The organism is Paraflavitalea pollutisoli (assembly GCF_029360705.1).
Taxonomy (GTDB): Bacteria; Bacteroidota; Bacteroidia; order Chitinophagales; family Chitinophagaceae; genus Paraflavitalea; species Paraflavitalea pollutisoli.
The window spans coordinates 861,335-884,415 of the sequence record NZ_JARKMX010000001.1 but is presented as its reverse complement, the minus strand read 5'-3'; the positions used below and the strand labels follow the sequence as shown (position 1 = coordinate 884,415).

The window sequence follows — 23,081 nt, the reverse complement described above, 5'->3', positions numbered from 1 at the left end:
ATACGCGTCCCGGAGTTTTTAAACTCCGGGATTTTTTAATTTTACGGTATGGGTAGTGAAAAAGAAAAATTACGGATAGACAAATACCTGTGGGCCATTCGCCTGTTCAAGACAAGGGCGTTGGCCGCCGCCGCCTGTGATGCCGGCAAGGTAAAGCTCAACGACATGGGGGTCAAGCCTTCCAAAACCGTCAACATTGGCGATGAATACCATGTAAGAACCGAAGCCCGGCGCTGGCGTGTAAAGGTGACAGCGCTGTTGCACAACCGGGTGGCCTACACCGAAGCGATCAAATATTATACGGACATCACCCCACCGGAAGAGTTGGAACGGATAGAGTTTCAGGCAGCCAGCTTTCATACCGGCAAGCGCCTTAGTAAGATCGGACGCCCCACCAAAAAGCAACGCCGTGAACTGGGCGGCCTATTGGACGATGGTGAGTAAATAATAAAGAAGCCCCCGTGTTATCGGGGGCTCTTACCTATACCTTTGAACTAAAAACTACTACTACTTAGTTTCTTCTGCGGCCTTTTCTTTCTTCACTTTCTTCTTGCCGGCCTTGTTCTTGTGCAACACCCCAAAGCGTACGCCGATGTGTGCATCCAGTTGTTTGGATTCATCCAACAAAGCGGTGATAGCGCTGCCCGACCCGATAAACACGGGACCGAACCGGACGGAAATACCTGCATTAAACTTTGTAAGCTCATTGTAATTCAGTGGCAGGAAAGCACTGAACAACCTCGACTCGTACCGTGGTGTAACGGTAAAGGCATTTTGATACTGGCTGTTGTAGGGTTTGTTGTCGCTGCTTACGAGCGAAAATTGTCCTGCGGCGCTTACATAGAACCCATTGTGAATATTGTAATCCACATCGAGTTGGATGGTGGTAGGCAAAGCAACTTTGTATTCATTTTCTGCACTTCCTGCTACCGGTGTAAAGAACTGCGGACGGCTATCGAAATGCTGCTTGTAATCGTCGAGGTCAACATCGTTCAGTTCGGAGAGATAATAACGCTCGGAACCGGTAACGCCCAGGTCATAGGCTGCGCTGCGCGAAAGATCACGTTTGTACCGGATCGATCCGATATCGAGGAGCGCGACGCCTACCCGTAATTTGTATTTGTTCTCATTCCTTTTCCAACCATAGTTATCACTGGTACGGTGTTTTGCATGATCGGGGCGGAACTCGTACACAAATCCCAGGTCGAATCCGAAACCTGAGCTTTCAAATTTGGTCAGGTTGCTGGCTTCGAAATCATCGAAGCTATTACCACCAAACCCTATTCCGATACGACCGGTTGTGTTGGAAAGATAGGCTCTTGAAGAGGCCTTATCTTCATTGATGGTAGCGGCAAAATTCTTGAGTTGAATATAGTTGTTGGCGACCCCTGCGAGGTATTTGAGGGTCAACCCGCCCTTCAGAAAATGTTTATCGCCATCGTACAGGACCTGACCTACGCTGGCGCCGAATTCGGCCCAGGCATTCATATTCACAAACATATTCTTGCCCGACGTAATCGAGTAGGGCAATCCGGCATCGCTGGTATATCCATCTACCACCTGCTGCAGCAAGGTGCCATCTATATCCTGTACATTGGCCATTACCCTGGCCCGGCTGGTAAGTGCTATGGATGTTTTGGGACTTACATTGAATAGGAAGGAGGGGGCCAGAAATCCTACGTTCATAGCTCCACTGGTGCCGCCTGCGTTTTTACCATACAACTGGTTCTCCAGGCTATCTGCATTGAACGAGTCGCCAATTTTGCTAAGTTTGAAAGACGCCTGGTTGTTGCCTGCCAATACACTTACAGAAAACAGATTCACATCCCAACGGTAACGGCTGTCGGCGATATTGGCCGGATTGAAAAAAACGCCGTTTACGCCGGTGTAATTGCCGGTACGGTATCCGGTAAAGTCTTGTGAAAAAACAGGCAGAGAGCTGGTCAACAGAGCGGGCACGATCATTTTACGCAAAAACGATTGACCGTTTAATTGCTTAAACATGTGGTAAGAGGGGGTTTAGGGGTTAAATGGTCAGGTGGTTGCTGACTTTCCATGGCTTAAACGCAAAAGCAGGTAGAATATTTGATAAAGCAGCCAGGTAATTTACTCCATCACATAGCTAAAAATATTAAGATCAACCATTTACGATAAGCAACTCAGGTAATCCGGCAGCGTGCTAAACGGTTACACTTAGTTATCTTTGCGCCATGCGCATCGATATTATTTCAGTTATCCCGGAATTACTGGAGAGTCCCCTGGCCCATTCCATCATGAAGCGAGCCAGAGACAAAGGTTTGCTGACAGTACATATTCACCATCTCCGCCAATGGGCCGTGAATGAATATGGCCAGGTGGACGACTATCAATATGGTGGCGGCGCAGGTATGGTGATGATGCCGGAGCCATTGGCCAATGCCATCGAGTCGCTTTCGAAAGAAACACGATACGATGAGATCATTTATATGACACCGGATGGAGAGGACTTTTCCCAGGGCACTGCCAACCAATTGTCGATGAAGGAAAACCTGCTCATCATTTGCGGCCACTACAAGGGCATCGATCAGCGTATACGCGATCATTTTGTGACCAAAGAAATATCTATCGGCAACTATGTATTGAGTGGTGGAGAACTGGCGGCGGCGGTCGTAGTGGATGCCATAGGACGCTTGCTACCCGGCGTTTTGAATAATGAGACCTCTGCCCTGTTCGATTCTTTCCAGGACAACCTACTGGCCCCTCCGGTATACACCAGGCCATCGGACTTCAGAGGCTGGAAGGTTCCCGACATTTTATTGAGCGGCGATCTGAAAAAGATTGAAGATTGGCGTTATGAACAGGCTGTTCAACGCACTACAGAACGCAAGCCTGACCTGCTAAAAGATTAAGTAGATAGTTATACAAAGCCTCCGGCATTTCCATTCGGTGCTCAGCCCTGTTGACGGAATGCCGGAAGCTCTTTCCCCAGGCACACCCAACTACCAGGCGGCTACCAGATAAACCAATGCATAAAAAACCAGTTGCATAAGCAGGTTGATCATGATTGTTTTTTTCATAGAGGTGGATTTTGGTTGCTCTTTAAATGCATGCTTCGTGCCAAAAGCTTCTTTTCCACATCGCAAAACTACCAGTGTGGGTCAGGTTATATACGCCGTGAACTCCCGCTGATTATTCCCCGTTTGGGAATAGGCAAAAAAAAGTCCGGATAGACATCCAGACAATTTTATAATCCAATATCCTATGAAAAACCGAGGAGAGTATGTCAAATGGTGTACCAAAATGATTTTCAGGCTTCACGGTGAGGAAAAACCGTTTTTAGCTGAAAGTTTTGCGTATTTAGTTCCGCATTGTCCATCCCAGGTCTATTTTATTGTTCAGATACACCCCCACATTCATATTATATTATCACACTATTTAACCAGATCGACTTTGATGGGCTTGCCGGTAAACTCGATCTCCGCTCCGATAAACTTACCAATGGTTACCGTTAGCCCTTTCACATTGGTCGCCGGAGTTGCTGGTTTCCCGTTTACCCGGATATTATTGAAACCAGCCTGGACAGGGATGAGCAAGGTGAATTTTCTGACATTTTTGCGCTTGTACATTGCCTCGTTGTTTGTTTTAATATCGATCGTCACGGTGGCTCCCTGGGGCTGCGCCGAAAAAGTGACCAATTCATAGTCAGCTTTTTCCAGGGTGCGCGTACTCATGCCATCATCATCATAAAACACATAAGAAGAAGCCACTTCACCAGGATAATACAGCAGGCCAAGTTCCTTCGCGTTGTAGGCTTCGGTAGACCTGATCGTATCGGCACGCCATATGGGAATAAAACCACCGGCCCGGGCAAATACAGGGATGCTTTTGATATCGGCCGGATGGTTGATCCATTGCTTACCGTTGGCCGGTGTATTGTCATACAGGTTGTACCATTTGCCTTCGGGTAGGTAGATCATCCGCGCTGTGGCTCCCTGACCAGTGATGGGGGCTACCAACAGGTTATCGCCCCATAAATATTCGTCATCAGCTTTCAACGCATCCTGATCGTTGAAGCTATAGTAATAGAGGGGGCGCATCAGCGGCTTGCCCAACATCGACTGTTCGTATCCCAGTGTATAGTTATAAGGAAGCAGCTGGTATCGCAGGTTTATAAAACTGCGCACGATGGACTTAGCCGGTTCGTCCCAATAAGCGGGTTCTGATGGAATGCTCTTGACTGTTTTGTCGTAATCACCCAGGGCTGTGCCATGTGGCCGGAATACCGGCGTAAAGGCGGCAAATTGTAACCAGCGCGTATATAGTTCTGCATCGGCCTGGTCTGCCGCTGCAAACCCGCCGGCATCGGAATGGACATAAGGCAAACCACTGGCACTCATCCCTAGCAATACCGGTAGCTGCGATTTTAAGCCACTCCAGCTACGGGCAACGTCGCCGGTCCAGGGAAATACACTGTACCGCTGGCTACCGGCAAAACCTGCCCGGTTGAGGTGAAATAACCTGACCGAAGAATAATCGCTCTGGTATTTCTCATACAGCATTTTGCTCCAGTAGTGGCCATACAGGTTGTGTACTTCATCGGCACCCATCAACCGGGTGATGCCCTGGTCTTTGAGGTTGTGCATGATCGCCGAAGGGTGTTTCTCTGGTTCTCCCAGATCAGACCACCAGCCTGCAGCACCATTACCTATTTGTTTTTTGTAGAATTTCCAGATCCAATCCTGTGCGGGTTTACGGAAAACGTCGAGCAAACCACCATTACCGAAATAGAGGTCAGTCAACTCAAAAGGTTTACCCGCTGCATCGGTGGCCAGAAAGGGTGCTGCTTCCGTGTAGTTCTTGGAGCTGCGCAGGATAAACGGCTCGGTAATCAACACCGACTTCAGGTTGTTGGTCGTACGCTGGGTTTCCAGCATGAGTTTGGGATTGGGCCACTTTGTCGTATTCACCCAATCGAGATTACCCAAGGTACCTTTGATATCGTCGCCAAACCAAAAGAGATCAAACACGAGGCCGTCCATCGGAAAACGTTGTTCCTTCATTTTACCTACAACTTCCTTTACCTGTTCTTCGCTGCGATAACCAAAGCGCGATACAAAATTACCCAGCGCCCAGCGTGGCGGTAAGGGTTGGCGCCCCGTGATAGCGGTATAGTTGTTCAGCATCTCGTCCATGTTCTTTCCGAATACTACATAGAAGGTGAGTTCTCCGCTTACAAAGCCGGCTTCCAATACTGACTTATCTGTGAGACCAATATCAAAATAGCCCTTAGAGGGATTATCAAAAAACAAAGCATAGCCATTCGATGAGAGCAGCACGGGTACCGAGAAATTGAGGTTATCAGCACCTAATCCATATCCATAAGCAGGAGCATTGTAGAGATTAAAACGATAACCACGACGATCCATCGGGAGCGCTCGCTCGCCACCCCCAAAGAACTTCTCCTGATCGCTCAACTGAAACCGGAATCCATTGTAATCGCCCTGGGCGAAATGATAAGCGGCTTTCACTTTTATTTCCCGCCCGGTTCTGAAATACAGTCGGTCTTTCTGAATGATCACACTGGAATTGTTCTCCCACTCTACCGTTTGTGAAGTAGCGACGGTAATTTTTGTATTAACGGCCTGCAGTTTTGCGATGGCTGCATCCGATGCCTGCTCGCCCCGGGTATAACCATTTGGCTTATACGTTACTTTGATAACCGGAAATGAATAAGATTGAAAGGTCCACTCTCCTTCTTTTGCCTTATAGATTACCTCTTCGGCTTTTCCATTAAATGGATCTTTACCAACGGTATTGACAGTCACCTTTTGGGCCAGGGAAGCGGTGGTAAACGAGAGTAAGAACAGTGCAACAGTGGTTTTCCGCATAGTTTGTGTGAATATGATGGGTCAATTTATAAAAACAAAAGGGTGCCGTCAAAAAAATTGACGGCACCCTTTTGTTAAAGAAATGATCAGCCGATTAAGGCTTGTCGAATATCTTAGGATCGATCGTGGGGTTGATCGTTACTTTCTTCACGGTTACATTCAAGGTCATGCCGGTAGGAATTTCAATAGCATAGGCAAATGGCATCACATTGCCGGCTTCAGTTTTCTTATAGTCTGTGAAATTGACGCCTTGTTCCATGGGAGTACCTCCCATATCAATCTTGGCAACGGAACGTACTATGTAGTAAGTGGCAGGATCGATATAGTGTACGAAGTTGCCCCCTTCTTTTGTGGTGACCAACAGCTTCCAGGCTTTTACGCCATTTACTTCTTCCTGGCCAGCCAGCTCTACTTTATGGCCATTCGCCGCATAGTCGAACAGGGTGCCACCTGCAGAGAGTTGGGGCAAACTGGCTTTCACCTGTGCATCGGGCATGGGTTCGGCCGAGGTGGAACCAGCCATGGGGTTGATGGCCCAACCACCTTTATCCACCGTAACACAATTGACGATCTTGGTTCCGTTGAAATTGATCTCACTCAGCTGAGCCTTGCCAAATATGATCGTGGTGGTGCTGGGAGCAGCATTACCCATGACATCGATCTCTGATTCGATGATAGCCGATTTAAGCGCATTGATCTTGTCTTTTCCGCCAATTGCTTCAACATGCTTGTTGACTATCTCGTCAACAGATTGTGCCTGTGTGGAAATGCTCAAGGTTAAGGCCGCCAATGCAGCAACAGGCATGCGTAAGAACTTCATGGTTTTTATTTTTTATTTGATAGTAATATAGAACTGACCGGATCAGGGTGGGGTATCCAGGCCCTGCAGCACAGTGGCCGGATGTATCGATCGCCTTGTTAGACGTTAAAGACAGACCAATATTACAATTCATTGACTATTTCACCTTAATAATTAGCACGGCGGGATATGAAATGATCCTATTTTTACCCACAAACCTTTTTTCATGGCTCGTTTTACAGTTACCGGTTTCCTGGCCGACGTATGGCAAAAGAAAGTATATCCTGCTTCCATTACCGTAGAGGATGGGATCATCCGGGGTATTGACCCCGTGCCAGACGGTGCCCTGGTAACAGAGCAGTTTATTTTGCCAGGATTTGTCGACAGCCATGTTCATATTGAAAGCTCCATGCTGATCCCTGCCGCCTTTGCCAGACTGGCAGTAGTTCATGGTACGGTTGCTACCGTCAGCGATCCGCACGAGATCGCCAATGTGTGCGGTATACAAGGTGTTGAATTCATGATCAGCAACGGCCGCACCACACCATTTAAATTCAATTTTGGCGCCCCCAGCTGTGTTCCTGCCACGATTTTTGAGACAGCGGGCGCTTCCATTGATGTACAGCAAGTTGAAAGTTTATTGCAACGCAGGGAGATCAAATACCTGACGGAAATGATGAACTTTCCGGGTGTCCTGCACCAGGATCCTGTCGTCATGGCCAAGATCGCTGCGGCTCAACGTGTGGGAAAGCCGATCGATGGCCACGCCCCGGGCTTACGCGGAGAGCAGGCCAAACAATATATCGATGCCGGTATTTCAACCGACCACGAATGCTTTACCAAAGCAGAGGCGCTGGACAAGCTTCATCATGGTATGAAGATCCTAATCCGCGAAGGCAGTGCTGCCAAGAATTTCGAGGCGTTGATCGACCTTTTGCACGATTATCCCACGCAGATCATGTTCTGCAGTGATGACAAACACCCTGATAGCCTGGTAGCCGGACATATCGATCAGCTATGTGCCCGAGCAGCAGCCAAGGGTGTCGACCTTTTTAAAATACTGCAGGCAGCCTGTGTAAACCCTGTATTACATTATTCACTGGAAGTAGGTCTGCTCCGGGTGGGCGACCCAGCCGACTTTATCCTGGTTCAGGATATCGAGCATTTCAGGGTCCTTGCCACCTATATCGATGGTATCGAGGTTACTGATCCTGAAATCAGCCGGCAATGGCAACTATCGTCCGGCGATGACAGCTTTCCCACACCCCGGTCCGTCAACAATTTCGATTGTAAGCCTGTAACAGCGGCCAATTTGGCCGCGCCTTACGATGGACAGGAAACCGTGCCTGTGATTGAAGCCCTGGACGGACAGCTGATCACCAACCGGCTGGAAATACCTGCGGACCTGTTGCTCAACACGCAGTCTAATACACTAACAGCCAATGTACAGGAAGATATTTTGAAGATTGTTGTGGTGAACCGGTATCAGCCGGCGAAGCCCGCCGTTGCGTTCATCCGGAACTTTGGTTTGAAAACAGGCGCCCTGGCTTCTTCAGTTGCTCATGACTCGCACAATATCGTGGCGGTGGGTACCGACGATGAAAGCCTGGTGCATGCGATCAACCAGGTGATCGAATGCCGGGGTGGCGTAAGTTGCGTAAAAGGAGGTGCCGGCGCCGAATCGCTTGTTATTCCCCTACCCGTTGCCGGGTTAATGAGCGACGAAGATGGCTATGCGGTTGCGGCGGCCTATACCGACATCGATGCCATGGCCAAGGCGCTGGGTTCACCCCTGACGGCTCCTTTCATGACCCTTTCTTTTATGGCGCTGCTGGTGATCCCCCACCTGAAATTAAGCGACCTGGGACTATTTGACGGCGATCAATTTAAGTTTGTATAGTCAAAAAAGACCCCAGGGTCTCCTTCACATGCAGAGAGGGACCGCTTCTTTGCCCCGGTGACCCTACCAGGCTGGTAGATTAATGTTGCAGCGCGGATTTGAAGGGACCGGGACTTTTTAGCCGAACCGGAATACCCCTCATTTAACTGGGTATTTTTCGACTAAAGGCCCCAGTGATTTCAATGGTTCAGCCTACAGACTACCTCTTATGCTTTCAAATTCCCCTGGCTTGACAAACATCATAATCATTCTTTTTATATCTTTAGTACAGTTACGACTATCTCTATAAAAACCCGCCATTTCCATTTACAATACCTCTGAAAATAATTGACTGGCCCGTACCCTCGTGTCAATGAATGCCTGTTTGTGAACCCCAGACTAAACCCGAACTATAGTATGTCATTTAACCATCAGCTTTCAGGTGAATCAGGTATTGTTATTAAAGACTCTCCCCTGGTCAGTTTTGCACTTGCTGTAAATACATTGAGCGAGGAGGCCAGGGAATACGCCAACAAAAAATGCTTTTCACACAGGGTCAAAAAAGGAGAATTTCTCGTTCGCTCGGGCGAGTTATGCTCTTATGTTTATTTCATTCAAAAAGGTATTCTGCGCGGCTACGTACAGGATGGTAAAAAGGAGATCACTACCTGGATCACGGCAGAGAATGAACTTGCCACTTCCATTACCAGTTTTCATACACAGCAAAAGTCTTTTGAAAATATACAGGCCATCGAAGAATCCGAGTTGACCGGACTTCATTATGATGACCTGCAATACCTCTACAACAATCACCCGGAAGTCAATATTACCGGCAGACTATTGCTGGAAAAGTACTATCGTGATGCCGAGGAACGGGCTTATATAGCACGACTCACCGAAGCTACTTCCAAATATCAGCGCTTCATTGCTACCAAGAGCTTTATGCTCAACCGGGTGCCTTTAAAATTTATTGCCTCTTACCTGGGTATGACACTTGAAACCCTAAGCAGGATCAGGAGTAAGTTGTCACACGCCAAATAACAGGACTGCTGCTACCGGCTTCCCCGACTAAAAACCCGGTTTTACCGGTAAAAAGTACGCCGTAACCCAGTCAATATTGCGGGCGGGCTTTTACCTACCTAGTTTTGTGTAAAATAAAGGTTATGCAAAACGAGGATATGGGTCAAGAAGCTGGTAAGCCAATACGTCCGCGAAAAAAGAACAATGTAGTAGCCGGTGTCTTGTTACTGATAGTCGGCTGCGTGCTGATGATGCGCCAGGTAGAACCGGCTCTCATTCCCGGTTGGCTTTTCACCTGGCCGATGATATTGATCATTGTAGGCTTCTTTGTGGGTTTACAAACTAAATTCCGCGATTTTGGCTGGTTGATCCTCATGGGCATTGGCACTTTTTTTCTGTCAGACTATATATTCCCCTATGGCGATACCAGCCGGTTTGCCATTCCGGTCGTCGTTTTCTGCGTGGGATTGGTGCTCATTTTCTCGCCTGGCCGCAGAAAAAAACGACACCGCGATCAGGATATCGTCGATTACTCGAAAGTACCTGCCTATGGAGAAACAGGACAGTCTTCACAAAGCGTACTACGGGACGATGTTATTGAAGTGGTATCTATCTTCGGTAATGTAAAAAAGGTCATCTATACCAAGTCTTTCAGGGGAGGTGAGATCGTATCGATCTTTGGTGGGGCCGAGATCAACCTGAGTCAGGCCGATTTTAAAGGACCAATTGTGGTAGAGATCGTGCAGGTATTTGGAGGTACTAAACTGGTTGTTCCGCCAGATTGGGTGATCCGCTCGGAAGCTGTGGCTATCTTTGGCGGTATAGAAGATAAACGCCCCTCCCAACCGGTGCCCAGCAGCGACAAGGTGCTGATCTTACAAGGCACAGCACTCTTTGCCGGCATCGAGATCCGTAGTTTCTAATGCAAGCTTTATTTCCCGTTCCTTTAATATTGATGCTATGAGTTGGTTTCTATCGAAGATCGTATACCAGATCATTTGCGGAGAGGGCGACCATACGCCCCAATTTGACGAACAACTTCGCCTGATCGAAGCCGATGATGAAGCCACTGCTTTTACCAAAGCACAGACCATTGGCGAACTCGAACAGGAGATCTTCTTCAACCAGCAACAGAAAATGGTACAATGGAAGTTTATCAATGTCAGCGAATTGTACAAACTGTCTGCACTGATCGATGGAGCCGAACTGTATTCGAAAGTGCAGGAAACCGACAATGCGGAACTGTACACCGAACTAGTACATAAAAAGGCGGCACATATCCGATCCAATATTTCTCACCGGTATATTGAACTGTTTTAGTTATCATTATTGATCGAAAAAACCAGCTACCATTGTCTTCTCTACCACTGGGACCCAATAAGAACAAGATGATCTTTGCCGGCTGCTGGCTGGTCTGGAGCCTGGTGCATGTAGCTATTTTGCGCAACTGGCTCCTAAGCTGGCCATCTGCTGTAAACGATGCTTTGATCAGCAATGGCTTGCTCGCAGCGGCTTGCTGGCTCGTCAGCAACAACCTGCGGTATTACCGGCCACGTAAAGGACGGTATGCCTACATGCTCATCCTTTGCGCGGCGCTGAGTGGTCTCTGGGTGTTTATCGTAAAGCTGGTCATGCAGGAGCTGTATGCGCAGGACACCACTTACCTTAACTTCTTGCACGTATCGATGCCCATCCGGTTTACGATCGCCCTGCTGGCAACAGGTTGTGTGGCATTGCTCAGTTTACTGTGGTATTCACAGGAGGAGCAAAAAGAGATTGAAACGCGAAGCGTGGCAGCTACTCAACTGGCGAAAGATGCGGAACTGTTTAAATTACGGCAGCAACTTCAACCTCATTTTTTATTCAACAGCCTGAATTCGATCAGCGCCCTGGTTACCAGTCGCCCCGATCAGGCAAGGAAAATGATTCAGCAATTGTCCGACTTCCTTCGGGGCACGCTTAAAAAGGAAGAAAACCAATGGACCTCCCTGGAAGAGGAGATAGAGCACCTGGCCTTGTACCTCGAGATCGAAAAGGTACGATTTGGTCATCGGTTGCACACAGCGGTTCATTACGACAACGAGGCAGCCAGTTTCCGCATTCCACACATGCTGCTACAGCCGGTTGTGGAAAATGCCATCAAGTTTGGATTGTATGATACGACCGGAGAGGTGACCATTGAACTCCATGCAGAGGCTACGGGGGATGGCCTGTTGGTAACCGTCCGTAATCCTTTTGACCCGGCCACCTCATCACCCAAACAGGGAACGGGTTTTGGACTCACCTCCGTACAGCGCAGATTGTACCTGCTATATGCGCGAACCGACCTGTTACAAACTATCGCCGAAGCATCCATATTTACCACAGTGATCAAAATTCCGACTGCATGATCAAAGCACTGATAATAGACGATGAACCGCTCGCCCGCTCTATCATTCTGGAGTACCTGCAACAGCATCCGGATATTGTAGTTGCGCAGGAATGTGGTGATGGTTTTGAAGGCCTCAAATCAATCCAGGTGCATCAGCCCTCACTGCTGTTTCTCGATATACAGATGCCGAAGATCAATGGATTCGAAATGTTGGAACTGATCGAACAACCTCCTGCCATCATTTTCACGACTGCCTTCGACGAATATGCGCTCAAGGCTTTTGAAAGCCATGCTATCGACTACCTGTTAAAGCCCTTTAGCCAGGAACGATTTGACAAGGCGCTTCAAAAATGGCGGGATCATCAGCAGCCCGCAACGACTATGGCTCCATTGCTGGAAAGCGCTGCTCTTTCACCGCAGCAACAAAACAGGATCGTAGTGAAGACCGGAGGCAGGATCAGGATCATACCTACCGAGGAAGTTGATTACCTGGAAGCCGCCGACGACTATGTGAAAATTCATACGGCAGGAGGCACGTACCTGAAGAATAAAACGATGGGGCATTTTGAGCAATCGCTGGATGCAGCTCAATTTGTAAGGACCCACCGGTCTTACATCGTCAACGTGCAAAGGATCACCCGGCTGGATGTACATGAAAAAGAAAGCTGGCTGGCTTTGCTGACGACCGGTACACGCGTACCGGTCAGCAAAACCGGTTATCTGAAACTAAAGGCTGCGCTTGGCATTTAAGGATAAGGTATAATGGCCGATGGTATCAGACAATATCATATATACTGCTGGCTCCGCTATCAGCAGGCAGACTACAACCCAGCATGTTCTCTGGCAGAATAGATGGTCTACGTGGGATAGAAACAAAGGGAAGCCGGCAATAATACAACCGTTCTTTTGGAACCACCTGTGTCATCCAGTGCGGAATGATCACTTTGGGATCGTATTACTTGTACGGAGCTAACGTGGAATAAAGGGTCCTCAATTGCAAAAAGGATTTTTGTTACGCATTAACCCTCGCACCGCCGGCTACCCAGTTTGTTACAGCTACTTGCGTAGCTATGATTCGATCGACCAAGACTAATTTTTACAAACACCGGAACCAAACCGACCGATCGGGTGTCAGCCAGTCCCGTTTGCTCAGCTGCCGCCTGACGCGGCAAATAAAATACAGAGCCCAACCTCAACATTCGAAACTTTATTACGTGCATGAACTCCAGAGTTGTGTGATCCGGTTCAGCAACTCGATGATGCGTTCCGGATCTGTCGACCGGTTATCATCAACCGGTCATTGCCATCAGCGTTGAGCAAATATACCTGCATCGGATAGCCTGATGTTTTAGGCAACAGGAGTATTTTTTTTATAAATGACCTATATCATTTCTTTCTCCTGTTTGCAACACCATCAGGGCTGCTGCTGATTACATAACAAATATACTTTCGGCATCAGGTGTCTGTTTTAGCTATCAGGATTCTTTTTTCTATAATTGACCAATAAGCCAAAAAAGATCTATCTGCTCCTGAAATATTTGGGAGGATGGCCATAGTATTTTTTAAAGGCCGTAGAAAAATTGGCGAAACTTTGGTAACCAGTCAGTACAGCAATGTTTTCGATGGATGTATCTGTCTCTTGCAGCAACATACCTGCCTGCTTCATACGGATGTCGAGCAGGAAATTATAAAGCTTGGCGCCGAATAAGGTCTGGAAACGTCTTTTGAGGGTCCTGGGTGTAATTCCGTACATTTCAGAGATCACGGCCAGGTCTAACGGCTTTTCTACATTGGCGACCAGGTAGCGCTTCAGATCGTACATGCTTTCTACCTCCCGTGTAGTAAAACGGATGATCTTTTTCAAAGGACGCGCAGCGGTTTCCTGCAGCACCAGGATCAGCAACTCCCTGACCAGGGCATCGTACTGTAATTTCCGTGGGGTACCGGTATAAGGCGAATGCAGCAACTCCTGTATACAATGCATCATTCCGGTGGTGGCTACCTGGTTTACCTTGCACAGCCTTGACAGCGCTGGCCGCTCAGTAATCTGAAGCCATTCAGCCAGGTGCGCAAATCCATCTGCAAATTCACACAGGTATTCTTTGGTGAAGTGTATCTCCAGGCTGGAATAGGTACGGTCCTTAAAACTTACTCTTTCCTGATAACCAGGGGTAAAGACGAAATTGTATCCCCGCTCATGCATCGGAGAGATTGTCCCGGTGGTGTCATAATAATTAAAGCTGTTCTGCAGGGCAAATTGTAAGCGGTAAGTAGGGACATGGCTTATAATCGTCAGTCTGTCACCTCGTTTTACCTGATAGTTGTTGTACCAAACGGAATATTGGTCTCCTAAGGTTTCCTGCAGCAGCAGTTCTCCAAAGGAGCCGGTTCCTGTGATACAACTTGAGTCGGGCAGTTTAAACTCCCACAATCCGATCGGTTCAGCGTCGGTCAGCAGAATAGTACCCTCACTATCCGAAAGGATATGAACGTTCATAAAGAAAGGGTTTAATGGTCAATTGACTGTACAATTTCGGTTATCCTCCCCAATTTTGTGGGTATAAAACGTCGAAATTATTTTGACGACGGTACGATACCCACACTAATGCCTTCGGATAACCGACCTAAGAGTTTACTTGTACACCGATCTAATCATTTAAAAGTATTTCTTTAAAAAAAGATAAGTAACCGATTGAATATCTCTGAAAAAGGATCAAATTCCTTTTCGATTGTCAGCATATCGCATTAGTCGATCGGTTCTCTTGTTGATAATGACCACAACCAGGCATTCGCTTCACTATAACGAGATCACCTAACGACCGTCACCCTTTCATTTTTACATATTGGTTAAGGCTCTGGCTAACATTATTAAAATCAATTGTAATGTCCGCCAGTTTATTATTATCTACGCCGGTAGCGTTAAAAGACCTGGCAGGTCAATTTAAAGAGTCTGCCAAACCTGCTACTATGAATGTCGAGCGCAAATTGTTGTGCAAACCTGTTTCCTACGATTCGGTTCAAAACATTGCTTACAGCAAACATTTTGAGCCCGAACAGGCTATTATTTCCTTGCGGCTGCTATGCCTTTCTTCCGACCTGCCGGTCGTCTATCACTGGCTACCCTGGGAGTATACGCGGCACCTGAAGAAGGAAGCCCATGTCGATCATTTACAGGAGATCTATACCCGGATCGCCAGTTCGGGCACAGCTCAGTCGTTCATGGTGCTGAATAACAATTCCACCTTGGCGCAGGCAGATGTGTACCAGGCGTCGACTGATGATATCAGCCTTCAATACAAAGTCAGTCCGGGAGACTTCAGGTTACAGTTCCTGATCAAGCCAGAGCGGCTGTTGTCCAACAATCATTCCCTCTGTGCCATGTACACTGTACTGGAATTTCTTTTTACGTTCGTAGAGGTCAACCGCGTCGTGATGCTGTTGGATGAGCATGATTTCTTGAATAATAAAATAGAGAAAGCAGGGTTTAGCTTCCACACCCAAACAGGTAGCCGCCAGAAAACTTCGAGGCTCTATATCTGTACAAAAGAAAGTCACCAGCGCTCGGCAGGGGCGCCCAAGCCGTAATGCGGTGGTATTTTACCACCCTGTTGTATTACGTGTGAAAGCTTCCTGAACCTGGCTTTTGGCTTTATCAATGGTGCTATGGGTGCTTTTTCCGGCACCTGTAACGGGAATGTCTTTGGTAGCTTCCAGCGCAGCGAGGTACCAATTGCGCCACACTTCCAGGATATGCTTTTCCTCGCCGGCATTGCCCCCTTTTTGTATGGCCGCTTTACTAAGTTCACCTTCTATATCAAGGCGCTTTACAGCATTGGCTGCGATATCCCGGATCAATGCCCGGGCAGTTTTTTCATTGGCCTGTGTAAGCAGTAACGCCGTAACCATGGAACTTACTCCCACGTGTTTCATTTCATCAGCCGAAACCATGTCGAGCCGGTCACCGTCTGTATGATAGAACACGTCCGTGAAATGCCACATTAATAAGCCTGGAATCTTCGCCTGCAGAAACGGGGTATGGTCGCTACCCCCTTCAAATGGGTTGGTATTGACGACCCATCCGGTGGCCCTGGATTCTTCGAGGCAGCGGTTCAGGAGGAGGTCATTGAAATAGTGCGGAAACATATCAGCTTCTTTCAGTGGTGAGCCGCCCCATTCTGAATGTTTTTCTTTTCCGCGGGTCCAGATGGCTGAAGGATCTGGCATCTTTTCGATGAGGAAGGTGCCACCGGTCTTTTCGGTATTTTCTCCGACCATGTCCAGGCTGAGCCCCCATTTAATACCTTTTGCCCGCACAGAATCGTCTTTGATGTATCGTCCGGTAGAAATGATCTCATCACCCCACAGGAAGGTGATGGTTCGTCCAGGTTTTACTTTACCAGCCTTTACCAGACTGGCTGTTACGCGGGCCATTTCCGCCAGGGTACCAACTCCGGTGGCATTGTCGTTGGCACCCGGTTCCTGCACATGGGCGCTGAACACAAACCGCTCAGCAGGATGAACCGTACCCCGTACATTGGCTACGATCGTCAATTCTTCAGCAGCATATATATTGGATGCCGTAACCACCCGCAGTTTTACGGTACCCTTTGCCAGGGCATCTTTCAGCTTTTGCCGGGCTGCCGATGACAATAGTATTCCCCATTTGCGTTTGGCGCTATCTGTCTCCAGGCGAATAGACTGGAACTGTATGGAATTAATGTGTTTTTCCGGCTGCGTATAGCCAGGCAGCGAATAGGCCAAAGCCCCCAGGGCACCCGTCTTCATGGCTTTTGCATAAGCATTTCCAATGCCGCCATCCGCCAGGAGGATCTTGCCGGAATAGTCTTTCCCCTCAAGGTCTTTTTCCGTGGCTTTGCCGATATCGACCAGCTCACCCGTTATCCCTCCAGGAACCGTGGAAGCAGAATACATGGCCAGCATATTGCGATTGGTAGCAAATTCCAGTAGAGGCTTGCTTTCCCCTTCGATGAATAATTGCGCCTGAAGGGGCTCCCAGGTAGGTCTTTTGAGCGGACGTTTTTCGATCCGGTAGGTCAACACAGCATCCCCCTCACCAGTGGTTTCTTTTACAAAACCGGCCTGTTGCAAGATCTGCTCCACCTGCCATATACTTTCGTTGAACCCTTTGTTACCGGCCACCCGCCAACGCTGCTCCACAAAGGCCACTGTTTTGTACGCGTTGTCTGCGATGAACTCTTTCCGCAGCAGCTTGAATAGTTTTTTTTCTGTCGAAGAGGCATTTTGTCCGTAAGAGGATATACAGATCAGCAATAACAGCAGCATCCCTGGGAATGCAGAGGGTTGAATGGTTCTACGCATTTGATAAGCTATTGAATGGCGACTAGCACGTACAAGATACAAAACTGTAGGGAGTTGTGAGAACTGAAAGCGGGTCCGTGATGACTGACCTCATAAAATGCACCGGACGGCTGATGCGTGCTCAACACTTGCCAGCCGTCCGGAACCAATTATTATTTTATGGAGGCCACTAGGCTTCCTGACCAATCCATACCGCACCGCCGATGCTGTTGCGGCGTGCGCCAGTGACAGAGGCCAACACATTGTTCTCTTCACGCCAGCGCAGTACGCCGATCAACCCCATGATGATGGCTTCTTTAAAATCGACCAGGTCTTTATCAGGAACAGTAACCTCGATATTGTCTTCAAGCAATAATTCGGTTAGGCGCTCTACCAGAAAAGTATTGTGGGCACCCCCACCCGTTACCAGCAGCGAGCGCGTGCCGGCCTCTTCAGCTGTCGCAGCATGCGTGACCACCGGCGGCAAAGCCCTCTTTACCTGCAAAGCGATATGCTCTACATACGTACGCAAAGCATCCTGTATCCAGGTATCCTTTTTGCCAAACCGGAAACCTGCCACCAGGGGATAGATGACATCGGTTCCAAAATCATTGGCCAATGACTTGGGGCCTTTCAATTGATAGTATTCGAGCGAATCGAGGGTTTTAAGCAATTCGGGTTGTAGTGTACCCGACGCCGCCAGCTGGCCGCTTTCGTCAAATGCCTTTCCAGCCTTATTGGCGAGCATATTCAATACCCGGTTGGCAGGGCACACATCGAAAGCTGTGTAAGCATCCGTCATATTACAGGAAACATTGGCAATGCCGCCAAGATTCAGAAATAATGGATACGCTTTCAACAACTGTTTTTCTCCAATCGGTACGATGGGAGCCCCATGTCCGCCCAGGGCTACGTCCATTGCCCGCAAATCGCTCACCACGTTGATGCCCGTAATGGCGGCAATCGCGGCACCGTCACCCAATTGGGCAGTCATTTGCCGGGCGGGCACGTGAAAAGTGGTATGTCCATGGGAAGCAATTAGTTGGACCTTATACTCCAAGCCATTTTCCTCAATAAATGAATTCACCAGCTGACCGGTATAATGCCCATAGGCAGTGTGGAGCAGCTGATAGTCGAGCGCATTAAGGGAGGTCGCCTTTTTTAATTTTTCGATCCACTCTTCGCTGTAGGCATAGCAGGCGGTGGCTTTCACCTCGTAGCTCCAGGTGCCTGCCTGCTCGTGAAATTCTACAAATGCGATATCCAACCCATCCAGTGAACTCCCGCTCATGAGCCCTATTACACGATATACCATAATTTTATTATTTCTGATTTCAGAACGTAGGTTTTAGTTTTGTCCACCAAATGTCAGGCTTCGCCACCAAAATCCAAAACTTAAAGCATGGTAATCAATTTAAGTGATCAAAGTTCACTGGTAACCCAATGGATCAGCGAGTTGCGCGATGTACAGGTGCAAACGGACAGGATGCGCTTTCGTCGTAACCTGGAGCGTATTGGTGAGGTCGCGGCCTATGAGATCAGTAAAGTACTTGATTTCGAGGAGCGGGAGGTTCAGACGCCGCTGGGTATTTCAGTTTGCGATGTTCTCCAAGAACAACCGGTTTTGGCCACCATTCTCCGAGCTGGTCTGCCTCTGCACAACGGATTGTTGAATTATTTCGATAAGGCCGACAATGCCTTTATTTCCGCCTACCGGAAACACAACCGTGACGGCTCCTTTGAAATTAGCCTGGAGTATGTTTCCTGCCCGGAACTGGAAAACCGGGTGGTGATCATTTCCGACCCGATGCTGGCCACCGGCTCGTCGCTGGTCAAAACGATCCAGTACCTGCGCGAAGAGGGGCATCCCCGGGAGATCCATATCGTTGTGGCCATTGCCTGTACTGTAGGGATCGAATACGTGATCCGCAGCGAACCCAATGTGAAATTATGGTGCGGAGCCATCGACGAGGAACTTACCGCCAAAGGCTACATTGTGCCCGGTTTGGGAGACGCAGGCGACCTTTCGTTTGGAGTAAAGGTCCAAATGTAAATTTCATATTGTCTTTCCCTCTTTTTGTCGTATTTTGTAGTCACTAGTAAGTACCAACTATGCGGATGAGGATCTTCACAATTATTTCGGCTGTTTGCCTGATTTTGGCCAATGCGTCTGCAATAGCCCAGGATCCTAATTTTTCCCAATTCTTTGTGTCTCCGCTTACCCTTAATCCTGCCTTGACCGGCAAGTTCAACGGTACCTTCCGCGTTGCAGGCAATTACCGCGATCAATGGCCTGCCATCAGCAATGCATTTGTTACCTCCACCGCCTCTTTCGATATGCCCATTTTGACCGGACGTATCTCGGAACTCGATACCTGGGGGGTGGGCGTCATGGCGATGACTGATAGAACAGCAAATGGAATACTGACCACCAATACGATATCGGTAACCACCGCCTACCACAAGGGGCTGGATGAAAACGGGCTGCATCAACTGGGTATCGGCTTTCAGGGTACGTATTCCAACAAACGCCTGGACGGAACCAAGCTTCATTTCGAAAACGAGCTCGATCCTTTTGGTGGCTGGAGTTTCCCCAGTGGAGAAGCTGTCGATGACCAGGTAGTGAACGTAAAGTATTTTGACTTCAGTCTCGGCGCTTTATACAACGGTTCTACCGACGGATACAATAACTTTTATCTTGGCCTTTCGGCTTATCATATCAACAAACCCCAGGAAAGTTTTACTGGTGTGTATTATACGCTCAACCCCAGGATCACGGCCCATGCCGGTGGTGCTATTCCGTTGGGCGACCGCAGCAAAACGATCTACCTGAGCTCTCTTTTCAGCAGACAAGCCGCAGCCAACAATATCGTACTGGGCGGTGCCGCTGGGTTCAACGTCAATGGGGATGAAGAAAACCCCACCAACTTCTACGCTGGCCTCTGGACGCGTTTCAACAATGTCAACGACGCAGTGATTCCTTATATTGGTCTCGAGTTTGGCGGTTTCCGGCTGGGAGCCTCTTATGATGTCAATATCTCGAGCCTCAAAACTGCATCCCAAAGCCGTGGCGGAATAGAGATCTCCCTCATTTATATTAACCGACCACCAGAATACAAAGGAATTCCCTGTCCCCGCTTCTAAGGCAGTTTATTTTCCTGTACGCTTCTTAGCCAACCCAATCTTCTTTCCACTAACATAGGGATTGTCAGCTATAATAAACCTGTAGGGCAAAGCGGCATCATCGCCGGCATAATCCACCCCTATACGTGGGGTAGCCAGTATGCTGCTTTTCTTTACCTGGTAGCTATCATCGGCAATGTAAATTTCAGGCCCTAACAGGCTGAGTCCCGTATGCCGGGTATAAAACCCCAGCGCCTTCCCCACATTGCCTGGTCCTTTGGTTAGCGTATAGTCTACCACTTTTTTACCGGTACGTTGCATCATGGTGGCTATGCCTTCCATCGGATCCACCGCTCTTATCAGGATGGCGTGGGGAATGTCTTGCTGGTTGGTCACTACATTGAACATCTGGTGAATACCATAACAGAGGTAGACATACGCGGTGCCGCCTGCCTGATACATGACTTCTGTACGATTGGTACGACGGCCGGCCCAGGCATGCGAAGCCCGGTCGATCTCTCCAGCATAGGCTTCCGTTTCTACGATCCTGCCCGAAGTAAATAAGCCATCGAAGTTAGTCACCAGCACCTTCCCGAGCAACTCCCGGGCAATCCGTATTACATCGGCACGCTCATAAAAATCCTGCTCCAGTTTTTTCATTGCCAATTCAATAGATATATTTGTTAAGTTTGACTGCACAAGCATTTCCTTATCCTGTGAGTCATAGCCCAGGGCACCTCAAATTTATTAAACTTGCTGAAAGAAATCGTAATAGCTATCCAGTCCTATTCAAGGGCACACAAGTTCATTTCAAAGCACCGGTTATGGAAGTGGATTATCATTCCAGGTATTTTGTATACCATCCTGTTTATGGTAGGCATGTACTTTTTCTGGACTTCGTCTGGTGCCGCAGTTACTTACCTGAGCCATAGCCTGGGTATAGACCGCTGGTTACACCGCCAGAGCAGTGGTTTTCTGAGCTTCATTTTTATGATGGGCGAGATCATGGTGCGCCTGATCCTGGTACTTTTTTACTTTTCCCTGTTCAAATATCTTTTCCTGATCATCGGCTCGCCGCTGTTTGCTTATCTCAGCGAAAAAACCGAATCGATCATTGCCGGTAAGGACTATCCATTCAGTTGGTCACAGCTTTTCAAGGATATGGCACGTGGTATCAAACTCGCTTTGCGTAATACATTGTGGCAAACAGTGTATTCCGTTTCATTATTGATCCTGTCATTTTTCCCCGTGGTAGGCTGGGTAACACCGGTCATTGTGTTGTTTGTAGAGTGCTACTACTATGGGTTTTCCATGCTGGACTACAGCTGCGAACGTCACAAACTGTCTCCCACAGAAAGTATTGAATTCATTGGTAAACATAAAGGCCTTGCAATCGGAAATGGGATCATATTTTACCTGATGCACCTGGTACCCATACTGGGATGGGTGCTGGCCCCCGCCTATGCCGTGATCGCCGCGACGATCAGTTTGTATTACCAACATAAAGAAGTATAAGTCATGTCTTCAGCGAAAGTATACCTGATACCCTGTTTCCTGCACGAAACAGCCACACAGACCATTCCCGCTTATGTACTCGATGCAGTAAAAGAATGCCAGGTTTTCTTTGTGGAAAATGAGCGTAGCGCAAGGCGATACCTCAAAGTATTGTGGAAGGAAATGGTGATCGACGACTATACCTGGGTTACAATCCACAAAGCAGAAGATGCCGTACGCAACCAGTTCAGGCAACACCTGAAAGCAGGGCGTACCATTGGTATAATCAGCGAGGCTGGTTGTCCGGGAGTGGCCGATCCGGGTCAGATCCTGGCTGGCCTGGCCCATGAGGCCAATGCCGTGGTAAAGCCCCTGACAGGACCCAGTGCTTTATTACTGGCCCTGATGGGTAGCGGCATGAATGGTCAGCAGTTTCAATTTGTCGGCTACCTGCCGATCGATACCGGACACCGTTTCAAAGCGATCCGTGAGATCGAAGCAGCCTCAGCCCTCAAACAATGTACCCAGATTTTTATCGAAACACCCTACCGCAACAATCAATTGCTCGAGGCCCTACTCAAAGGCTGCCAGCCCAACACCCGTATCTGCGTTGCCACTGACCTTACCTCGACTACAGAATTCATTCAAACCAAAACGGTGGCCGAATGGAAGAAAGGCGTGCCCGATCTTCATAAGCGCCCTACTGTATTTTGCCTCCTCGCAGGTTCCAGGTAATAAAAAGCCCGGCAAGGATGCCGGGTGGTTAGTACAATTTTGTTATAAATGCAGGAACTCATGCCTGTTGTAGCACCATAAAACCTAGTTGTTCTTCGGCCGTATGATCGTTTCGCCATTGGCATTCCGGATCTGGTATATACTGTCGACAATGAACGTCTGCATACCACGCCAGGGCAGCGCTCCGAAATAACTCTTATAATGTAACTCCACCTCACGTCCCGAATTCTCCATCAATGTCTTGGCGACACGCTCATTCACTACACTAAATTCAAACTCATTGCTCTGGATATTCGCTTTGAAACCACTTTGTATGATCTTACCCTCATAGGTTTTCCAGATGTACCCTTTTCGTTGGAAGGTGTTGAGTACGCCCGCCTTGGTACCGTCGGCAAAGACCCAATAATAACGGAAGTATACGAACCCTACGATAATAAGCAGTACCGTAATAGTAATGTAGTGTTTGGCTTTCAT

Annotated in this window: 21 protein-coding genes; 13 read left to right on the top strand and 8 right to left on the bottom strand. The window is 48.3% G+C overall.

The window, feature by feature from the left end:
* Positions 1–48: 48 nt before the first annotated feature.
* Positions 49–444, top strand: a complete 396-nt coding sequence (locus P2W70_RS03685; RefSeq protein ID WP_276480071.1) for an RNA-binding S4 domain-containing protein — start codon at positions 49–51, stop codon at positions 442–444.
* Positions 445–507: 63 nt separating this feature from the next.
* Here the strand turns inward: P2W70_RS03685 and P2W70_RS03680 are convergent, their stop codons facing one another.
* Positions 508–2,004: a DUF5723 family protein gene (locus tag P2W70_RS03680; protein ID WP_276480070.1), complete on the bottom strand. Its 1,497-nt coding sequence runs from the start codon at positions 2,002–2,004 to the stop codon at positions 508–510.
* Positions 2,005–2,210: 206 nt separating this feature from the next.
* Between P2W70_RS03680 and trmD the strand changes: the two genes are divergently transcribed.
* Positions 2,211–2,888, top strand: a complete 678-nt coding sequence (gene trmD / locus P2W70_RS03675) for a tRNA (guanosine(37)-N1)-methyltransferase TrmD (RefSeq protein ID WP_276480069.1) — start codon at positions 2,211–2,213, stop codon at positions 2,886–2,888.
* A 522-nt stretch (positions 2,889–3,410) separates the two neighbouring features.
* Here trmD and P2W70_RS03670 read toward each other — a convergent pair.
* Both P2W70_RS03670 and P2W70_RS03665 read right to left on the bottom strand, forming a co-directional pair.
* Complete coding sequence (locus tag P2W70_RS03670; protein ID WP_276480068.1) at positions 3,411–5,867, bottom strand: TIM-barrel domain-containing protein; 2,457 nt, start codon at positions 5,865–5,867, stop codon at positions 3,411–3,413.
* 94 nt (positions 5,868–5,961) lie between these two features.
* Positions 5,962–6,687 (bottom strand): hypothetical protein, encoded by a 726-nt coding sequence (locus P2W70_RS03665; protein WP_276480067.1) that lies wholly within the window; start codon positions 6,685–6,687, stop codon positions 5,962–5,964.
* Positions 6,688–6,892: 205 nt separating this feature from the next.
* Between P2W70_RS03665 and ade the strand changes: the two genes are divergently transcribed.
* The 6 genes from ade (at position 6,893) to P2W70_RS03635 (ending at position 12,686) form a co-directional block, all read left to right on the top strand.
* Positions 6,893–8,566 (top strand): adenine deaminase, encoded by a 1,674-nt coding sequence (gene ade / locus P2W70_RS03660; protein ID WP_276480066.1) that lies wholly within the window; start codon positions 6,893–6,895, stop codon positions 8,564–8,566.
* 396 nt (positions 8,567–8,962) lie between these two features.
* Positions 8,963–9,586, top strand: coding sequence for a Crp/Fnr family transcriptional regulator (locus P2W70_RS03655; protein ID WP_276480065.1), 624 nt, complete (start codon positions 8,963–8,965; stop codon positions 9,584–9,586).
* Positions 9,587–9,723: 137 nt separating this feature from the next.
* Complete coding sequence (locus P2W70_RS03650; protein ID WP_276480064.1) at positions 9,724–10,488, top strand: LiaF transmembrane domain-containing protein; 765 nt, start codon at positions 9,724–9,726, stop codon at positions 10,486–10,488.
* 37 nt (positions 10,489–10,525) lie between these two features.
* Positions 10,526–10,885, top strand: coding sequence for a DUF4288 domain-containing protein (locus P2W70_RS03645; protein WP_276480063.1), 360 nt, complete (start codon positions 10,526–10,528; stop codon positions 10,883–10,885).
* Between the two features lie 32 nt (positions 10,886–10,917).
* On the top strand, positions 10,918–11,955 hold the full coding sequence (locus P2W70_RS03640) for a sensor histidine kinase (RefSeq protein ID WP_276480062.1): 1,038 nt from the start codon (positions 10,918–10,920) through the stop codon (positions 11,953–11,955).
* Positions 11,952–12,686: a LytR/AlgR family response regulator transcription factor gene (locus tag P2W70_RS03635; RefSeq protein WP_276480061.1), complete on the top strand. Its 735-nt coding sequence runs from the start codon at positions 11,952–11,954 to the stop codon at positions 12,684–12,686. The genes P2W70_RS03640 and P2W70_RS03635 overlap by 4 nt, the downstream gene beginning before the upstream one ends.
* A 769-nt stretch (positions 12,687–13,455) precedes the next feature.
* On the opposite strand, the gene P2W70_RS03630 is transcribed toward P2W70_RS03635, so the two are convergent.
* Positions 13,456–14,433 (bottom strand): helix-turn-helix transcriptional regulator, encoded by a 978-nt coding sequence (locus P2W70_RS03630; RefSeq protein ID WP_276480060.1) that lies wholly within the window; start codon positions 14,431–14,433, stop codon positions 13,456–13,458.
* A 386-nt stretch (positions 14,434–14,819) separates the two neighbouring features.
* On the opposite strand from P2W70_RS03630, the gene P2W70_RS03625 reads away from it, so the two are divergent.
* On the top strand, positions 14,820–15,521 hold the full coding sequence (locus P2W70_RS03625; protein WP_276480059.1) for a GNAT family N-acetyltransferase: 702 nt from the start codon (positions 14,820–14,822) through the stop codon (positions 15,519–15,521).
* A gap of 12 nt (positions 15,522–15,533) precedes the next feature.
* On the opposite strand, the gene P2W70_RS03620 is transcribed toward P2W70_RS03625, so the two are convergent.
* Both P2W70_RS03620 and P2W70_RS03615 read right to left on the bottom strand, forming a co-directional pair.
* On the bottom strand, positions 15,534–17,276 hold the full coding sequence (locus P2W70_RS03620; RefSeq protein ID WP_276480058.1) for a M28 family peptidase: 1,743 nt from the start codon (positions 17,274–17,276) through the stop codon (positions 15,534–15,536).
* 169 nt (positions 17,277–17,445) lie between these two features.
* Positions 17,446–18,570 carry an anhydro-N-acetylmuramic acid kinase gene (locus tag P2W70_RS03615; RefSeq protein ID WP_276480057.1) on the bottom strand — a complete coding sequence of 375 codons (1,125 nt, stop codon included), beginning with the start codon at positions 18,568–18,570 and terminating at the stop codon, positions 17,446–17,448.
* A gap of 87 nt (positions 18,571–18,657) precedes the next feature.
* Between P2W70_RS03615 and upp the strand changes: the two genes are divergently transcribed.
* Together upp and P2W70_RS03605 are read left to right on the top strand one after the other, a co-directional pair.
* Positions 18,658–19,308 (top strand): uracil phosphoribosyltransferase, encoded by a 651-nt coding sequence (upp, locus tag P2W70_RS03610; RefSeq protein WP_276480056.1) that lies wholly within the window; start codon positions 18,658–18,660, stop codon positions 19,306–19,308.
* 65 nt (positions 19,309–19,373) lie between these two features.
* Complete coding sequence (locus P2W70_RS03605) at positions 19,374–20,399, top strand: PorP/SprF family type IX secretion system membrane protein (RefSeq protein ID WP_276480055.1); 1,026 nt, start codon at positions 19,374–19,376, stop codon at positions 20,397–20,399.
* Positions 20,400–20,405: 6 nt separating this feature from the next.
* Here the strand turns inward: P2W70_RS03605 and P2W70_RS03600 are convergent, their stop codons facing one another.
* On the bottom strand, positions 20,406–21,038 hold the full coding sequence (locus P2W70_RS03600; protein ID WP_276480054.1) for a DNA-3-methyladenine glycosylase: 633 nt from the start codon (positions 21,036–21,038) through the stop codon (positions 20,406–20,408).
* A 93-nt stretch (positions 21,039–21,131) separates the two neighbouring features.
* On the opposite strand from P2W70_RS03600, the gene P2W70_RS03595 reads away from it, so the two are divergent.
* Both P2W70_RS03595 and P2W70_RS03590 read left to right on the top strand, forming a co-directional pair.
* Positions 21,132–21,893, top strand: coding sequence for an EI24 domain-containing protein (locus P2W70_RS03595; protein WP_276480053.1), 762 nt, complete (start codon positions 21,132–21,134; stop codon positions 21,891–21,893).
* Positions 21,894–21,896: 3 nt separating this feature from the next.
* Positions 21,897–22,607: an SAM-dependent methyltransferase gene (locus P2W70_RS03590; RefSeq protein WP_276480052.1), complete on the top strand. Its 711-nt coding sequence runs from the start codon at positions 21,897–21,899 to the stop codon at positions 22,605–22,607.
* 84 nt (positions 22,608–22,691) lie between these two features.
* Here P2W70_RS03590 and P2W70_RS03585 read toward each other — a convergent pair whose 3' ends face one another.
* The gene (locus tag P2W70_RS03585; RefSeq protein ID WP_276480051.1) at positions 22,692–23,081 is read right to left on the bottom strand and encodes a hypothetical protein; all 390 of its coding nucleotides are present in this window, start codon (positions 23,079–23,081) and stop codon (positions 22,692–22,694) included.

Excerpts from the sequence above, each read along its gene's own strand:
- P2W70_RS03685 (WP_276480071.1), top strand. The coding sequence starts at position 49 with ATGGGTAGTGAAAAAGAAAAATTACGGATAGACAAATACCTGTGGGCC.
- P2W70_RS03680 (WP_276480070.1), bottom strand. The coding sequence starts at position 2,004 with ATGTTTAAGCAATTAAACGGTCAATCGTTTTTGCGTAAAATGATCGTG.
- trmD (WP_276480069.1), top strand. The coding sequence starts at position 2,211 with ATGCGCATCGATATTATTTCAGTTATCCCGGAATTACTGGAGAGTCCC.
- P2W70_RS03670 (WP_276480068.1), bottom strand. The coding sequence starts at position 5,867 with ATGCGGAAAACCACTGTTGCACTGTTCTTACTCTCGTTTACCACCGCT.
- P2W70_RS03665 (WP_276480067.1), bottom strand. The coding sequence starts at position 6,687 with ATGAAGTTCTTACGCATGCCTGTTGCTGCATTGGCGGCCTTAACCTTG.
- ade (WP_276480066.1), top strand. The coding sequence starts at position 6,893 with ATGGCTCGTTTTACAGTTACCGGTTTCCTGGCCGACGTATGGCAAAAG.
- P2W70_RS03655 (WP_276480065.1), top strand. The coding sequence starts at position 8,963 with ATGTCATTTAACCATCAGCTTTCAGGTGAATCAGGTATTGTTATTAAA.
- P2W70_RS03650 (WP_276480064.1), top strand. The coding sequence starts at position 9,724 with ATGGGTCAAGAAGCTGGTAAGCCAATACGTCCGCGAAAAAAGAACAAT.
- P2W70_RS03645 (WP_276480063.1), top strand. The coding sequence starts at position 10,526 with ATGAGTTGGTTTCTATCGAAGATCGTATACCAGATCATTTGCGGAGAG.
- P2W70_RS03635 (WP_276480061.1), top strand. The coding sequence starts at position 11,952 with ATGATCAAAGCACTGATAATAGACGATGAACCGCTCGCCCGCTCTATC.
- P2W70_RS03630 (WP_276480060.1), bottom strand. The coding sequence starts at position 14,433 with ATGAACGTTCATATCCTTTCGGATAGTGAGGGTACTATTCTGCTGACC.
- P2W70_RS03625 (WP_276480059.1), top strand. The coding sequence starts at position 14,820 with ATGTCCGCCAGTTTATTATTATCTACGCCGGTAGCGTTAAAAGACCTG.
- P2W70_RS03620 (WP_276480058.1), bottom strand. The coding sequence starts at position 17,276 with ATGCGTAGAACCATTCAACCCTCTGCATTCCCAGGGATGCTGCTGTTA.
- P2W70_RS03615 (WP_276480057.1), bottom strand. The coding sequence starts at position 18,570 with ATGGTATATCGTGTAATAGGGCTCATGAGCGGGAGTTCACTGGATGGG.
- upp (WP_276480056.1), top strand. The coding sequence starts at position 18,658 with ATGGTAATCAATTTAAGTGATCAAAGTTCACTGGTAACCCAATGGATC.
- P2W70_RS03605 (WP_276480055.1), top strand. The coding sequence starts at position 19,374 with ATGAGGATCTTCACAATTATTTCGGCTGTTTGCCTGATTTTGGCCAAT.
- P2W70_RS03600 (WP_276480054.1), bottom strand. The coding sequence starts at position 21,038 with ATGAAAAAACTGGAGCAGGATTTTTATGAGCGTGCCGATGTAATACGG.
- P2W70_RS03590 (WP_276480052.1), top strand. The coding sequence starts at position 21,897 with ATGTCTTCAGCGAAAGTATACCTGATACCCTGTTTCCTGCACGAAACA.
- P2W70_RS03585 (WP_276480051.1), bottom strand. The coding sequence starts at position 23,081 with ATGAAAGCCAAACACTACATTACTATTACGGTACTGCTTATTATCGTA.